Annotated in this window: 12 protein-coding genes; 3 read left to right on the top strand and 9 right to left on the bottom strand. The window is 73.7% G+C overall.

Translation table 11 applies throughout. The features are described from left to right. Nucleotides 1-35: 35 nt before the first annotated feature. The 5 genes from ACGFZ2_RS22340 to ACGFZ2_RS22320 all read right to left on the bottom strand — a co-directional run bounded on the left by ACGFZ2_RS22340 (nt 36) and on the right by ACGFZ2_RS22320 (nt 5,736). On the bottom strand, nt 36-1,466 hold the full coding sequence (locus tag ACGFZ2_RS22340; RefSeq protein WP_393456445.1) for an MFS transporter: 1,431 nt from the start codon (nt 1,464-1,466) through the stop codon (nt 36-38). Then, complete coding sequence (locus ACGFZ2_RS22335) at nt 1,463-2,059, bottom strand: helix-turn-helix domain-containing protein (protein ID WP_393456442.1); 597 nt, start codon at nt 2,057-2,059, stop codon at nt 1,463-1,465. The genes ACGFZ2_RS22340 and ACGFZ2_RS22335 overlap by 4 nt, the downstream gene beginning before the upstream one ends. 85 nt (nt 2,060-2,144) lie before the next feature. After that, nucleotides 2,145-2,960: an SDR family oxidoreductase gene (locus ACGFZ2_RS22330; RefSeq protein WP_393456439.1), complete on the bottom strand. Its 816-nt coding sequence runs from the start codon at nt 2,958-2,960 to the stop codon at nt 2,145-2,147. An 80-nt stretch (nt 2,961-3,040) separates the two neighbouring features. Then, nucleotides 3,041-4,846: an aspartate--tRNA ligase gene (gene aspS, locus ACGFZ2_RS22325; RefSeq protein WP_393456436.1), complete on the bottom strand. Its 1,806-nt coding sequence runs from the start codon at nt 4,844-4,846 to the stop codon at nt 3,041-3,043. Between the two features lie 122 nt (nt 4,847-4,968). Beyond that, nucleotides 4,969-5,736: a hypothetical protein gene (locus tag ACGFZ2_RS22320; protein ID WP_393456433.1), complete on the bottom strand. Its 768-nt coding sequence runs from the start codon at nt 5,734-5,736 to the stop codon at nt 4,969-4,971. A 167-nt stretch (nt 5,737-5,903) separates the two neighbouring features. Between ACGFZ2_RS22320 and ACGFZ2_RS22315 the strand changes: the two genes are divergently transcribed. After that, nucleotides 5,904-6,581, top strand: coding sequence for a hypothetical protein (locus ACGFZ2_RS22315; protein ID WP_393456430.1), 678 nt, complete (start codon nt 5,904-5,906; stop codon nt 6,579-6,581). Between the two features lie 33 nt (nt 6,582-6,614). Here the strand turns inward: ACGFZ2_RS22315 and ACGFZ2_RS22310 are convergent, their stop codons facing one another. Together ACGFZ2_RS22310 and ACGFZ2_RS22305 are read right to left on the bottom strand one after the other, a co-directional pair. Next, on the bottom strand, nt 6,615-8,222 hold the full coding sequence (locus tag ACGFZ2_RS22310; RefSeq protein WP_393456427.1) for an MFS transporter: 1,608 nt from the start codon (nt 8,220-8,222) through the stop codon (nt 6,615-6,617). 104 nt (nt 8,223-8,326) lie between these two features. Then, nucleotides 8,327-9,376 carry a S1 family peptidase gene (locus ACGFZ2_RS22305; RefSeq protein ID WP_393456424.1) on the bottom strand — a complete coding sequence of 350 codons (1,050 nt, stop codon included), beginning with the start codon at nt 9,374-9,376 and terminating at the stop codon, nt 8,327-8,329. 252 nt (nt 9,377-9,628) lie between these two features. Between ACGFZ2_RS22305 and ACGFZ2_RS22300 the strand changes: the two genes are divergently transcribed. Then, on the top strand, nt 9,629-10,459 hold the full coding sequence (locus ACGFZ2_RS22300; protein WP_393456421.1) for a GDSL-type esterase/lipase family protein: 831 nt from the start codon (nt 9,629-9,631) through the stop codon (nt 10,457-10,459). Nucleotides 10,460-10,512: 53 nt separating this feature from the next. On the opposite strand, the gene ACGFZ2_RS22295 is transcribed toward ACGFZ2_RS22300, so the two are convergent. Next, complete coding sequence (locus tag ACGFZ2_RS22295; protein WP_393456418.1) at nt 10,513-10,989, bottom strand: winged helix-turn-helix transcriptional regulator; 477 nt, start codon at nt 10,987-10,989, stop codon at nt 10,513-10,515. 56 nt (nt 10,990-11,045) lie between these two features. On the opposite strand from ACGFZ2_RS22295, the gene ACGFZ2_RS22290 reads away from it, so the two are divergent. Next, a complete protein-coding gene (locus ACGFZ2_RS22290) occupies nt 11,046-11,561 on the top strand; it encodes a PaaI family thioesterase (protein ID WP_393456415.1) in 516 nt (171 codons plus the stop codon). 197 nt (nt 11,562-11,758) lie between these two features. Here the strand turns inward: ACGFZ2_RS22290 and ACGFZ2_RS22285 are convergent, their stop codons facing one another. Then, entirely contained in the window at nt 11,759-12,691 is a 933-nt protein-coding gene (locus ACGFZ2_RS22285) for an acyl-ACP desaturase (RefSeq protein ID WP_393271078.1), read from the bottom strand. Between the last annotated feature and the right edge of the window lie 49 nt (nt 12,692-12,740).

Raw genomic sequence — 12,740 nt, 5'->3', positions numbered from 1 at the left:
GGCCCCTCTCCCGGGCCCGCCGGCGCGCCGGTCGCTCAGCCGCCCTGCGCCGGAGCGGGCGCTGCGTCCACCTCCGACCACCCGCTCACACGCGCGGTGGGACCCGTCCCCGACGCGAATCCGGCACCCGGAGCGGGGACCGGGCCGGGGGCGGCAACGGCCTCCGGAGCCGGGAGCGGGCCGGACGCGGGAACGGCCTCCGACGCGGGCACGGGGTCGGGGCCGGCCGGGGTGCGGCGGCCGGCGCGCCAGGCGGGCAGGTAGAGCGGGGCGGCGACGGCCAGCACCACGGCGCCGACGAGCATGGCGGTGCTGATGCTGGTGGCCTCGGCCAGCATCATGAGCACCACCCCGCCGAGCGCCCCCGCCGGCTGGGCCATCATCGAGTTCAGCGAGAGCACGCTGGTCCGGTACGGGCCGTCGACCTGACGATGCAGCAGCCCCATGTGCAGCGGGTTCGACGCGCCGTGAACGGCATAGCAGGCGAGGTAGGCGACGAGCACGCCAACCGGGCCGGCGAACAGACCCATGCCGACCACCGTCACGCCCTGGAGGATCCTCAGCAGCCCGGCGGCGGGTGCGGCGCCCAGCCAGCGCAGCAGCAGCGGGGTCAGCGCGGCACCGGCCGCGTTCGCCAGCCAGGCCACAGAGCTGGCCGGGCCGAGCAGCGCGGCGGCCCGGTCGGCGTCGCCGACGACCTCGGCGAGCCGGATGGGCAGCAGTGACTCGAAGGTGACCATGCCGAAGCCCCAGAACAGCTCGACCGCGACCAGGGCGAGCAGCACCCGGGAGCGGCGCAGCAACCCGAACGCCTGCCCGACCATCCGCGGTGCCTCGACGACCGAGGCGCGCAGCGCCCGGGCGCCGCGGGCCGGCCGGGTCTCGACCATCAGCACCAGCATGGCGACCAGGGCGATCGCCTGCAGCACGATGGCGACGAGCACCGGCAGGGTCAGCGCGCTGACCGGCCCGACCGGGCCGAGCGCGACCAGCCCGCCGCTGAGCAGCGCGCCGGCGCCGATGGCGAGGCCGATGACGGTGCCGGCGAGGCCGAGGCCGCGCTCGTACTCGGCGTCCGGGTCGGCGGCCAGGGTGGCATCGACGTACCAGGACTCCAGGGGGCCGCTGTCCAGCGCCCGGTAGACGCCCTGCAACGCCCACGAGACGAAGAAGAGCCAGAACGAGTCGGCCACCGCGAAGACGGCCAGCGAGACCAGGCAGGTCGCCCAGGCGGCGACGAGCACCGGCTTGCGGCCGAGGGCGTCGGCGAGGCCACCGGTCGGCAGCTCCAGCGCCAGCACCACCAGCCCCTGGGCGGTGGCCACCAGGCCGATCTGGGACAGCGACAGGCCGCGCTCCTGCATCAGCAGGATCATGACGGGGATGAGCAGGCCGCCGGGCAGCCAGCGCAGGCCGTAGAGGGTGAGGTAGCGGAACCGGACCTGGCGTACGGACAGCGCGGTCATCGCATCTCCCGGAGCAGCGGGTACGCGGCGAGAAAGATCTGCACCGACTCGGCGTCGGGCGCGGCCGGCTCGGCGTCGGCTTCGTGCCGGTAGCGTTCGAGGACCTGCCACAGGTCGGCCTCGAGCGCCTTGAGCCGGTCGGGCGGGATGGTCATGAAGACGTCGCCCATGCCGAGGGCGTCCCGCCAGGCCGGCGACCACTCGTGCTGGGTGGCGAACCACTGCTCGGCGTGCTCGGCCAGGAGGCGCACCTGGTCGCCCTGGATCCACTCGATCGCGGCGCGGGCGTCCGGGTCGTCGTCGAAGTCGCTGGTCTCCCAGTTGGTGACGTCGTGCGCGGCCCGCCACCAACGCTGCCGGCCCGTCCCCCGGTCCGGGTCCTCGACAACGAGCCCGACCTCGGCGAGCTGGCGCAGGTGGTAGCTGGTGGCACCGGTGTTCGTGTTCAGCAGCTCGGCGAGGGTGGTCGCCGTCGCCGGCCCGTTCACCCGCAGCGCCCCGAGCAGGCGCAGTCGCAGCGGGTGCGCCAGCACGCGCACCTGCCGGTGGTCGAGGCGCACGCTGCGCGGCGCCGACTTCCCGTCGTCTCCCATGGCTGCACGATATCTGTGCACACTTTCTATGCACAAGACTTGTGCATAGAAAGTGTGCATCATCCGACAGGGCGGGCCCGAGGGCTCAGGGGGCGAGGATTTCGCGGATGCCGCGCAGCCGGGTCGGCAGCAGGGCGGCGGCGCGGGACGAGTCGAGGCGCACCTCGGCGGGGCGGACGAGGCCCGAGGAGGCGCTGGTGGTGGTCTTCAGCCCGGCCGGGTCGAGGCCGAACCGCGCCGCCACCAGCAGGCCCATCTCCGCCCGGCTGACCGCGTCCGGGCCGGCCACGTTGAGCGGGCCCGCGTACCGGCTGTCGACCAGGTCGAGCACGGCGGCGGCCAGGTCGGCCACGTCGACCGGGCAGCGGACCTCGTCGGTGAACAGGGCGGCCCGCCCCGCGAGGGCGTCGAGGCAGAGCCGGATCTGCTTGCTCCGCTCGTCGCCGACGATCAGGGAGGTACGCACCAACGCCGCACCCGGGTCGATCGCCCGCACGGCGGTCTCGGCCGCCGCCTTCGCCGCCCCGTACGGGAAGACCGGGCTGGGCGGCTCGTCGTCGGCGTACGGCTCGGGGCGGCCGGCGTGCAGCGCGTCGCTGGACAGGTGCACCAGCCGCGCTCCCACCTCGGCGACCGCGTACGCGACGTGCGCCGCCCCGTCGGCGGTCACCGTCCACTCGGCGTACCGGTAGGGGGTGCTGACCACGGCGTCGGGGCGGACCCGGGCGACCAGCTCGCGCACGGCGGACCGGTCCGTCACGTCCAGGCGGCGCGCCTCGACGCCGGGCACCTCGATCCCGCCCGAGTGGTACGTCCCGACCACCCGCTCCCCCGCCGCGACCGCCTGCCGGCAGACCTCACCGCCGAGGTACCCGCTGGCCCCCACCACGAGCAGCGTCACGCCGCCCCCCTTCAGCCGGCGACCGCGGGTTCGCGCCCGTCACGGGACGACGCGAACCCGCGATCGTCAGGTGTCCACGATCAGGTCGGGTCGGCGACCGGGGCGGCCGGGCCGGCCGTGCCGGTGTGCGCCGCCGCCGGGGGCTTCGGCTTGGCGTCGATGCCGGCCTCGGTGCGCTGCTGCGCGGTGATCGGCGTCGGCGCGCCGGTCAGCGGGTCGAAGCCGCCCCGGGTCTTCGGGAAGGCGATCACCTCGCGGATCGAGTCCGCGCCGGCGAGCAGCATGCAGACCCGGTCCCAGCCGAAGGCGATGCCGCCGTGCGGCGGGGCGCCGTACTTGAACGCCTCCAGCAGGAAGCCGAACTTGTCCTGCGCCTCCTCGGGGGTGATGCCGAGCAGGTCGAAGACGCGCTGCTGCACGTCGCCCCGGTGGATACGGATCGAGCCGCCGCCGATCTCGTTGCCGTTGCAGACGATGTCGTACGCGTAGGCCAGCGCCCGGTCCGGCGCCTCCTCGAACCGGTCGACCCACTCCGCGTTCGGCGAGGTGAACGGGTGGTGCACGGCCGTCCAGCCGCCCTCGTCGGTGCGCTCGAACATCGGCGCGTCGACCACCCAGCAGAACGCCCAGGCGCTCTCGTCGACCAGGCCGGCCCGCTTGGCGATCTCGATCCGGGCCGCGCCGAGCAGCTCCTGCGCCTCGCGGGTGTTGGCGCTGGCGGCGAAGAACACCGCGTCGCCCGGCTTGGCGCCGACCGCGTCGGCCAGCCCGCCCAGGTGCTCGGCGGAGAGGTTCTTCGCCACCGGCCCGCGCGCCTCGCCGGTCTCCGCGTCGAGCACCACGTACGCGAGGCCCCGCGCGCCACGCGCCTTGGCCCAGTCCTGCCAGCCGTCCAGTTCCTTGCGGCTCTGCGACGCGCCGCCCGGCATGACGACCGCGCCGACGTAGCCGCCGGCGTCGATCGCGCCGGCGAAGACCCGGAACTCGGTGCCGCGCAGGTAGTCGGTCAGCTCGGTCAGCTCGACGCCGTAGCGCAGGTCCGGCTTGTCGGAGCCGTACCGGGCCATCGCGTCGTGCCAGGTGATGCGCGGGATCGGCCGGGAGATCTCGTGGCCGGCCAGGTCCTTCCAGAGCGCCGAGACGATCGCCTCGCCGAGGTCGATCACGTCGTCCTCGGTGACGAACGACATCTCGATGTCGAGCTGGGTGAACTCCGGCTGCCGGTCGGCGCGGAAGTCCTCGTCCCGGTAGCAGCGGGCGATCTGGTAGTACCGCTCCATGCCGCCGACCATCAGCAGCTGCTTGAACAGCTGCGGCGACTGCGGCAGCGCGTACCAGCTGCCCGGCTGCAGTCGCACCGGCACCAGGAAGTCGCGGGCACCCTCCGGGGTGGACCGGGTCAGCGTCGGGGTCTCGATCTCCAGGAAGTCCCGCTCGTGCAGCACCGAGCGGGCGAGCTGGTTGGCGCGCGAGCGCAGCCGCATCGCCTTCGCCGGGCCGCTGCGGCGCAGGTCGAGGTAGCGGTAACGCAGCCGGATGTCGTCGCCGGCCTCCACCTGGTCGTCCACCGGCAGCGGCAGCGGCGCCGCCTCGGAGAGCACCTCCAGCTCGGCGGCGGTCACCTCGATCTCGCCGGTCGGCAGCTCCGGGTTCTCGTTGCCCTCGGGCCGGCGGGTCACCTCGCCGGTGACCCGGACGCAGAACTCGTTGCGCAGCGCGTGCGCGTCCTCCTCGCGGAACACCACCTGGACCACGCCGGAGCCGTCGCGCAGGTCCACGAAGATCACGCCGCCGTGGTCGCGCCGGCGGGCGACCCAGCCGGCGAGCGTCACCGTGGTGCCGGCGTCCGTCGCGCGCAGGCTGCCGGCGTCATGGGTACGGATCACGACTCGCGTCTCCTCATCTGCGGTACACCGTTACCCCTGGCATTCTGTCAGCCTTCCCTGGAGCACCGTTGCGGGGTGAGGAAGGCGGGGACGGCCACCGCCGACGCGGACGCGTTCCCGCCCTACAGCGGGATGTTCCAGGCCCGCACGGTCACCACCACCGTGCCGTCGTCGCCGACGTCGGTGACCTGCAACAGTGCCATCTTCCAGGTGTCGCCGCGCTCCTGCGCGTCCGGCAGCGAGGTCCTGACGCAGATCGCCACGCCCTTGCGCGCGGGCACGTTGATGTCCGGGCCGATGGCCCCCTTCAGGATCCGGTCGTTGCAGTCGGCGGCGCCGAGCGACGCGCTGTCGACCTGGGTGCCGTTCGTGCTCCTGGTGAGGTTGAAGTACGACGAGTTGCCCCCGCAGCGGGCGGTGAACCGGATCTCCTCGCCGTCGCTGACCCGCACCTCGGGCCTGTCGAGGTCGATGTCCACCGAGCTGTCGCAGGCGGCCCGCAGCGTGAGGCGCTGGTCGACGTACTTGTCGGTGTAGCGGGTCTGCTGGTTGAGCGAGGGTTGGGAAGTCCCGGGCGTCTGCTCGGGCGCCTGCTCGGCCCCGGTGGGTTCCGGGGCCGGCGCCGTCGACGCGTCCGTCGGCTGGCCCGAGCCCGGCGACGGGTCGAGGGGCCGCCCCGCGCCGGCCGCCCGGGCGATGTCCCGGGCGTCGTTGGCCTGGTCGAGTGCCCGTAGCGACAGCGCCGTGGCCAGCAGCCCCAGGACGAGGGCCAGCGCGGCCGCGCCGGCCGCGACCAGGGGCCAGCGGCTGCCGCCGCTCGACTTCGGCGCTGCCGGACCGCCCGGGCCGGAGGACGGTGGCACCGGGGCGCCCTGCTGGTCGGAGGTCATGTCGTGGCTCCTCACGTCGGAACGGCCAGCGGCCGGACACGGGGCGCATTTATCGCAGAGAGTCGTCAAGATCGCTGTCGGCAACCCGTCACCCAACGGGATCACCTCGTCACGGGCGAGCCGGGATAATGAACCACCCCCATCGATCTTGTGCAGGTGAGACCCCCATGACCGAGCCGGTGACCGGCACGGATTCCGCCCGCCGCCGGCGGGGGTTGACCCCCGGCGAGAAGATCGGCGCCGCGATCGGTCTGGCCAGCCTGCTCGTCGCCGTGCTCGCCTGGCAGTGGCCCCGGCAGGGCCAGGGACCGGCGGCCACGCCACCGCCCACCCCCAGCCGGGCCACGACCGGTGCCACCGCCGCGCCACCCGCCGCCACCACCTCCGCGGCCCCCACCGGTGCCGCCGGCCGGACGTACCTCGACACGCTGACGCCCGAGACCGGCGGGCCGTACCTGCAACCGTTGCCGCGCGCGCTGGCCGGCCGCTCCGACCTGCCGCATCCGGTCGTGCTCTCCTGCCCGACCAACGACGGCGAGGACCAGAGCCGGTCGGTCAGCTACCCGCTCAAGCGTCGCTACCTGGACTTCTCCGCCAGTTTCCGGGCCTGGTACCCGCCGGCTGAGGACCCGGAGTCGGCCGTGCGGATCAGCGCCGTGGTGACCGTCCGGGAGCCCGACGACACCCTGACCCGACAGCCCCGGCCGGGCCGGACGACGACGATGTCCCGACCGGCGCAGCCGCTGTCCTTCTCCGTGGAGGGGGGCGACCTGCTGACGCTGACCGTGGAGTGCGACTTCGGCGGGGGCGTCGCCGTCCTCGCCGACGCCGGCCTCATCCGCTGACGGAAGCGGCGGGCCGGCTGGTCCCGCGACCGGTCAGTCGCGCGGGTCGGCGGGGAGCAGGTGGTTCACCACGATCTCCCCGACGGTGAGCGCCCGGGCGCGTTCCTCCGCCCCGCGGTCGGCGCCGGTGAGCCGCCCGCCGTGCTGGCGCAGGTGCTCCTCCCAGGACGGCACCTGGTAGACCTCGACGAAGCCGTGCTCCCGCTCCCCCGTGCGGTACAACCCCCAGCGCATCGCCCCGGTACGCCGCCGCGACCGCCCCACCAGCCGCATCGCCTCGACGAACTCCGCCTGCCGCTCGGGCGGCACCGTGTAGGAGACGGTCACCAGCACCGGCCCGCTACGCGGATCGGCGGGCAGCGTCAGGTGCGGCTCCGGCCACCACACCGCCGGGTCGCGGTCGACGCCCCGGGTGTCGCGCAGCGGCCAGAGCGGCACGGTCGCCGCGCCGGCCGCCATCATCCCGGCGGCCACGGCGAGCGCGACCACGAGGTCGGTCACCTCGCCGAGCGCGCCCCAGGCGACCGCCCCGAGCGCCTGCCCGCCGGCGAAGACCATCTGGTAGACCGAGAGCCCGCGGGCGCGTACCCAGCCGGGCAGGAAGAGCTGCATCGCCGCGTTGACGCTGGACAGCACGGTCATCCAGGCCATCCCGGCGGGCACCAGGGCCAGGGTGACCGGCACCGGCCCCGGTGCCAGGGCGAGCACCGCCAGGACGGCGGCGTAGACCAGCCCGGCCAGCAGCAGCAACCGGCTGGTGGTGAGCGACTGCCGGATCCGGGGCAGCACGAGGGCACCGGCCACCGCGCCGACGCCGAGGGCGGCCAGCAGCACGCCGTACCCGCCCGCGCCGAGGTGCAGGCGGCGGCTGGCGACCAGGGGCAGCAGCGCCCACAGGGCACTGCCGGGCACCACGAACAGCGCCGCCCGCAGCAGGATCCGGCGGACCACCGGCGAGTGCCGCACGTACCGGCCGCCGGCACGCAGCGCCGCCGCGAACCGCTCCGGCATGTCGTCGCCCTCGGGCCGTGCCGGCCGCCAGCGCAGCAGGGCCAGCGCGAAGACGGCGAACGACACCGCGTTCACGGCGAAGACGGTGGCGACACCGGCCCGGGCCACCAGCACACCGGCCACCGCCGGCCCGACCGAGCGCGCCAGGTTCACGCTGATCGACCCGAGCGCCGAGGCCGAGACGAGCTGCGACCGGGGCACCAGTTCGGGGATGACCGCCTGCCAGGCCGGCAGGGTCAGCGCCTGACCGACGCCGAGCGCGAAGGTCAGGGTGAGCAGCAGCGCCGGCGGCATCCGGTCGGCGGCGGTGAGGCCGGTCAGCAGGACGCCGACGGCCGCCAGGAAGCACTGCACCCCGATCAGCAGGCGGCGACGGTCGAGGGTGTCGGCCAGCGCGCCGGCGGGCAGGGCGAGCAGCAGCACGGGCAGCATGCTGGCGGTCTGCACGAGCGACACCAGCGTGGAGGCGTTGGTCTCGTCGACGAGCAGCCACTGGGCGCCGACCGTCTGCATCCAGGTGCCCACGTTGCTGGCCAGCACCGCCAGCCAGAGGCTGCGGAACGCGGCGAGCCGCAGCGGGGCCCAGGCGGAGGAGGCCACGTCGGCGGGCGAGGTCGCGGGGGCGTTCACCGACCGGAACGTACCCCGGCCGGCCCGGTCCAGTCCGGCGAACCGGGCCGGGCACACGCGAGCGGGCCGCCGGATCACCCGGCGGCCCGCTGGTGTGCGATCGGTCAGAAGATGCTGACGCCGTAGCGGCTCAGCGCCTCGGTGACCGGCTGGAAGTAGGTCGTGCCGCCCCAGCTGCAGTTGCCGCTGCCGCCGGAGGTCAGGCCCAGGGCGGTGGAGCCGCTGAACAGCGAGCCGCCGCTGTCGCCCGGCTCGGCGCAGACGTTGGTGCGGATCAGGCCGGAGACCGAGCCCTCGGCGTAGTTCACCGTGGCGTTGAGCGCGGTCACCGAGCCGCCGCGCAGGCCGGTGGTGCTGCCGGAGCGCTGCACCGACTGGCCGACGTACGCGTTGCCGGCGGCGGTGATGTCGCGGTAGCTGCCGTTGTAGAGGTAGACGTTGCCGGCCGCGTTGGCGGAGTTGCTGTGCCGCACGATGCCGTAGTCGTTGCCCGGGAAGCTGGTGCCGGTGCGGGTGCCCAGCAGGCTGGTCTGGGCGGAGTTGCTGTACCAGCTGGAGGCGATGTTGGTGCAGTGCCCGGCGGTCAGGAAGTAGTAGGTGCTGCCGCTGCGGACGTTGAAGCCCAGCGAGCAGCGACCGCCGCCACCGGCGTAGATGGCCTGGCCGCCGGAGATCCGGGTGCTCAGCACGCCGGCCTCGGCCTCGATCCGGATCGCGCCGTCCATCCGCGCGGCGGCGGCCTTGACGCGCTCCAGCTTGGCGCCGGTCACGGTGCTGTCGACCGAGACGACGACCTGGTTGGTGGCCGGGTCGGTCCACCAGGCGGTGCCGGGGATCTTCGCGGAGCGGTCCAGCTCCGCGGTGGCCCGGGCCAGCTCGCCGGCGCCGCGCTTGACGATCTTCGGGGTCGCGCCGGCGGCGGCGACCTGCCGGGCGGCGAGCGCGTCGGTCACGGTGACGACCATCTTGCCGCTGGCGTCGGCGTACGTGCCGGCGGACCGGTCGCCGAGGCGCTCGGCCAGGCCGGCGGCGGCGTCCGGAGAGGCGAACGCGGGTGCGGCCTGGGCGGGCGCGCCGATCAGCGAGCCGGCGACCAGGGCTCCGGCCGCGGCGAGGGTGGCGGCGCGACGGAGCGAGGACCTCGTGGGTCGCATGCAACAACCTCCAGGGAGGGGACGACTGGCCCCCTTCGGGGTGAGGGGGCCGGGACCATGCCGGCCGATCTGGGGAAACCGGCCGAACTGACTGAAGTATTCACATATTTAAGATCGTAGGCAAGACCCGACTTTGCCCTTTTCGCCCCGGCTGCGGCCGTCACCATTCCGAAACATTGTGGACACAGACGTCTGTCTATACGCTCTGTTCACCGCACCATCACCCTCGGCACCCGCGACCCGGAGGCCATCATGAAGTCCATCCGACGGCTGCTCGTCCCCCTCGCCGCGCTCACCACCCTCGTCCTGCTGGCCGGCACTCCGGCCGCCGCCGACCCCGGCCCGCCCCCGAACTCGATGGCCAGCCTCGGCGACTCGATCACCCGCGGCTTCAACGCGTGCGGCTGGTACAGCGACTGCACCTCCCGGTCCTTCAGCACCGGCGACTACTCCACGGTGAACAGTCACTACCTGCGCATCCGCGCGACCAACGCGGCCATCAACGGTCGCAACCACAACGACGCCCGCAGCGGCGCCAAGTCCGCCGACATGTACGGCCAGGCCGGCACCGCCGTCAGCCAGGGCGTCGACTACGTCACGATGCTGATCGGCGCCAACGACGCCTGCACGGGCACGGAGGCGGGGATGACCTCGGTGGCCACCTACCGGGCCAACATCGACGCCGCGCTCAACCGCCTCAAGACGGGGCTACCCAACGCCCGGGTGCAGGTGATCAGCGTGCCGGACATCCACCGGCTCTGGTCCGTCGGCAAGGACAGCGGCAGCGCCCGCAGCGCCTGGTCCCTGTTCGGCATCTGCCAGTCGATGCTCGCCAACCCGACCTCCACCGCCCAGGCGGACGTCGACCGGCGCAACCGGGTACGCCAGCGGGTGGTCGACTACAACACCCAGCTCGCCCAGGCCTGCGCGGCGTACGGCCCGAACTGCGACTTCGACGACAACGCCGTGTTCGGCTACCCGTTCACCCTCAACCAGCTCTCCAGCTGGGACTACTTCCACCCGAACACCAGCGGGCAGCAGGTCCTCGCGAGCGTCTCGTACGCCGCCGGATTCGGCTGGTAGCGCGCCGGAGCTGACGCGCGGGCGGCGACCACCGTCCGCGCGTCGCCGCGCGCTCACCCCACGCGGCGGCGCGCCCCAGGCCCCGGGCGCGGCACCACGTCGCGGGGCCGGGCCACCTCGTGGCCGCGCTCGCAGCGCAGCTCGACGTGCACCTCGGCGCCGCAGTCGCGGTGCGCGACGGTCAACGGCGAGCCGGCCGGGTCGGCCAGGTAGCGGTCGCCCCAGCCGAGGACGGCGACCAGCACCGGCCACAGGTCGAGTCCCATGTCGGTCAGCCGGTACTCGTGACGCACCCGGCTGCCCGGCTCGCGGTAGGGCTCGCGCCGCAGCACGCCCCGCTCCACCAGCATCGCCAGCCGGTTGGTGAGCACCTGCCGGGGAATGCCGGTGCGGACGCGCATGTCGTCGAAGCGGCGGATGCCGTTGAAGACCTCGCGCAGGACGACCAGCGTCCACCGCTCGCCGAGGACCTCCATCGCGCGGGCGATCGTGCAGTTCTCGATCGACCAGTCCAGCGCCGCGGGTCTCATGCGCTCCAGGCTAGGTCTGATTGACAGACTCAGCAACGCACTGCCAGGCTGAGTCCATGACACAGACGCAGGACCCGGCACGCAGCCGTACCTTCTCCTGGTCCGACCCGGGCATCAACGTCGCGCACCTCGGCCGGCGCAGCGGCCTGGAGCTGCTCCGCGCGATGATCGCCGGGGAGCTCGCGGCGCCGCCGATCATGCATCTGGTCGACATGTCCCGGATGGAGGCCGACGAGGGCCGGGTGGCCGTCGAGCTGGTCCCCCAGGAGTTCCACTACAACCCGCTCGGCACCGTGCACGGCGGGGTCCTCTCCACCCTGCTCGACACGGCGGCGGCCTGCGCGGTGCACACCACGCTGCCGGCCGGGGTCGGCTACACCTCGCTGGACCTGAACGTGAAGTTCCTGCGCCCCGTCACCGTCGCGAGCGGCACCCTGCGCTGCGAGGGCACCGTGCTACAGCGTGGCCGCCGCACGGCGCTGGCCGAGGCGAGACTGCTCGACGCCCAGTCCCGCCTCGTCGCCCACGCCACCTCCACCTGCCTCCTCTACCCCCTGGACCAACCCGCCTGACCCCACCCCCCACACCCCCTCGACCCGCCGATCTTGCACTTTCGGCCCGCGATACGCCGCAATTGCGGCTTTCGCCCGGGCACAAAGTGCAAGATCGCGGGAGTGGGGGGCGGGGCGGGCGGGAGAGACGCTTCGGGCGTGGTCGTCGTCGAGAGAGCCAGCGACGGCCACGTCCGGGGACCCGGCGGCCGGGACGGTCAGCGGGCGGCGAGGCGGGCGGCGCGGGCCGCGCGCTTCTCCTCGAAGCGGGACGCGGCGCGCTCCAGGTCGTCGAGGTGGGCGGCGATCTGGTCGCGGGCGGCCTCGCCGTCGGCGTCCAGGCCGGTCACGTTGAAGACGTCCCACTGGCGCAGCACCGGGACGACCACCTCGTCGCGGTGCTGGCGCAGGTCGTAGATGCCGGCGAGGGCGATCGCCACGGACTTGCGGGCGAAGCCCTCGATGCCGTTGCCCGGCATCTGGAAGTCGGCCACCACGTCGGCGACCGCCCGCATCGCCTGGCCGGGCGCCAGCTCGAAGGCCGCCGCCAGCAGGTTGCGGTAGAACACCATGTGCAGGTTCTCGTCGGCCGCGACCCGGGCGAGCAGCGCCTCGCAGGCCGGGTCGCCGGTGACCCGGCCGGTGTTGCGGTGCGAGATCCGGGTCGCCAGTTCCTGGAACGAGACGTACGCCAGCGAGTGCAGCACCTCGTCGTCGTGGGCGTTCTGGTAGCCGGCGGACATGTGCGTCATCCGGGCCCGCTCCAGGGCCACCGGGTCGACCGCCCGGGTGACGGTCAGGTAGTCGCGGATGGCGGTGCCGTGCCGCCCCTCCTCGGCGGTCCACCGGTGCACCCAGGTCCCCCAGGCGCCGTCCCGGCCGAAGAGGGTGGCGATCTCGTGGTGGTACGAGGGCAGGTTGTCCTCGGTCAGCAGGTTGACGATGAGCGCGGTGCGGGCCACGTCGGGGATGGTCGAGTCGGTCTCCGCCCACGCCTCGCCGCCGAGCGGCCCGTCGAAGGTGCGCCCCTCGCTCCACGGGACGTACTCGTGCGGAAACCATTCCTTCGCCATGGACAGGTGCCGGTCGAGGTTCTTCTCGACGACGGGCTCCAGTTCGAGGAGCAGAGCGGTCTGGCTGAGCACGGTCACGACGATCTCCCTACGGTGGCGTAACTTACGCTACCGTAGGTCCGATCGT

It is taken from the genome of Micromonospora sp. NPDC048063, assembly GCF_043202855.1.
In the GTDB taxonomy this organism is placed as follows: domain Bacteria; phylum Actinomycetota; class Actinomycetes; order Mycobacteriales; family Micromonosporaceae; genus Micromonospora.
The sequence above is the reverse complement of the archived record's forward strand: the minus strand, read 5'-3'. Positions and strand labels throughout refer to the sequence as shown.